This is a genomic window from Flavihumibacter sp. CACIAM 22H1, from assembly GCF_001601815.1.
GTDB lineage: Bacteria > Bacteroidota > Bacteroidia > Chitinophagales > Chitinophagaceae > Flavihumibacter.
This window is the reverse complement of the sequence record NZ_LUKG01000026.1, coordinates 50,641-52,762: the sequence shown is the minus strand read 5'-3', so window position 1 is coordinate 52,762 and position 2,122 is coordinate 50,641. Positions and strand designations below refer to the sequence as shown.

The window sequence follows — 2,122 nt, the reverse complement described above, 5'->3', positions numbered from 1 at the left end:
GTGCAGCAGAGGGTAATTGTTCATTCCGGGCCCTCATGCCCGCTGCGTACATTCTCCTGCGCTCTACCCATTCAAATCCGACAAGGGCATCATCTTCTACCCAATTCACCTCTTTTTTCAGCAGGGCTACCTGAAATTCTTCGCCTGCCTGTGTTATAAAATTGGTATGCCCTGACCAGTTGCTTTTCCTTTGCAGGCTTGGCCATATCGACGGAATATACCAACTGTGCAGTTGAAACTGATCAAGCGAAGCATCGTACATGGAGGTTAGTAATTCCATGCCAAATTTTTCGGCTTCCTCGCCAGATAAAGCCACTGTCCATTTTTCTTTTTGTCCGGGCTCCAGCTTATCCCGATAGGTTTGCAGACTGATCTTCAGGTCTTTTTCCTGCAGGGGTACCGTAAAATAACTATCCTCGGTAAATACCCGGTTATGGCGTACAAAAACGTGCTGCACTTGAATGCCCCCTTTATCTGCAGGCCCGGCCAGAACAGGAATAGCTATCCGCTCTTTATTCATACTGAATAACCTGAATTTTTCTGAAAAGGGGCGCTCTATTTCTTTAGCCTGAGTTTTCCAATTGCTTCTTTTTTCAATTACAAAAAGTTCGGTGGCTTCTGTAGACAGCTCAATATTGGTCTGTTCACCGGGCTTCAAAACCTGTTTTCCCGTAGTAGCTGTAAGGTAGCCGCTTTCTGCTACTGATTTTCGAGAGGGGTCTGTGAGGAATACGACCGTTTTGGCTTCGATAGAATCGCCGGAGGTATCCACTGTTTTTGCCACTAATTGGTACCAGCCCGGAGAAAATTTTTTCTTATCCAGGGTTACCAGCCCGGACGAATCTGTTTTTATGGTTTTCTGCCAAACGGCCTTGCCCGTCTGCCAGGTTCCCGGGTCATCTTCATTTTTGTATAGATCATAGGGGAAATACTGCCGGTATTCTTTTTCAGTCAGTACAAACGTATCCGGCATTTCCCAATAACGCGGGCGAAATAATTTGCCGGGGTTTTTCAACGGAATAATCTTTACATCCACCAATGCTGGTTGGGGTATACCCGCCAGGTTGGTGGTGCTTAGATTTAATACAGTGAAGTCATTAGCTGAAAGTTTATTTTGCGCGGCGCTGATCGACAGCTTCATTGATTTATAGGATACTGCAACGGAATTGCTGGTAGAACGGGTTTCTCCATTCAGATCAGTAATATCAATGGAAATTGAATAGTCAAATACCGGATCGGCTGAACGATCAATGCCGGCATCCGGAATGGCCGGAAATGATATGCTGAAACTTCCGTCGGATGCTGTAGTAAGTTTACCATGGGTAATTTCAACTGTTTTATAACGGGGGCTGAAGCCATAGCGCCCCAATTTCCAGGGGTATAAATACCGGTTTCCCCTGGTAACTCTATAGGTTCCGGTAGCGTTGCTGATGGCATTGCCAGCATAAGCGATGGCTTTTCCGTTAATAGTAACGGTGTCGCCTAACCGAATAGTGGATTTCACCTCCTCAAGCCGCACTTCGAAGCGGGGCCTTTTATATTCCTCCACACTGAAATAAGTGGAGGAATTATAACTTTCATCCTGGAGGTAGAACTGCCCGGTTAAACCATTGGCAGGCAGCGTAAATTTGCCCGTAACCGATCCAAATTCATTGGAGATTACTTCTATTGAATCGATTTTTTCGTTGTTGGCATTATAGAGCTGAATCCTGGTTTTTTTTCCTGTTAGAATATAAGGCAGAAGGGATTCTCTGTTTTTGCTGGTTAATACTGCTTTAAAATAAATGGTTTGTCCCGGCCGGTAGAGGTTACGATCCATAAAATAGAACACCTGTGCGTGCTGTTGCTCATAGGCTTCTTCAGAGAGGTTCTTCTCCTGCTGCGAATAGGAATATAGATACTCCTGGTCTTCTACCCGTAAATAATCATCTCCGTGTTTAATATCAAGGGAGAAACTGCCATAGTTATTATTACCTGCTTTATTTATATATACAAACCCTTTATCATTTGCCTGTAGTTCGTCTACTTTTACACGGCTGTATCGCCTGGTCTGATAATCATAATTGCGCTGATAAAGTTGCACAATGGCTTTTGCCAATGGCTGACCCGTGTTCCTGTGCAA

The 2,122-nt window shown here is 44.6% G+C and carries 1 protein-coding gene; it reads right to left on the bottom strand.

The window, feature by feature from the left end; genetic code table 11:
* Window positions 1-2,122: MG2 domain-containing protein (locus A1D16_RS09455; RefSeq protein ID WP_290709113.1), on the bottom strand; the 2,122-nt coding region annotated here is incomplete at both ends.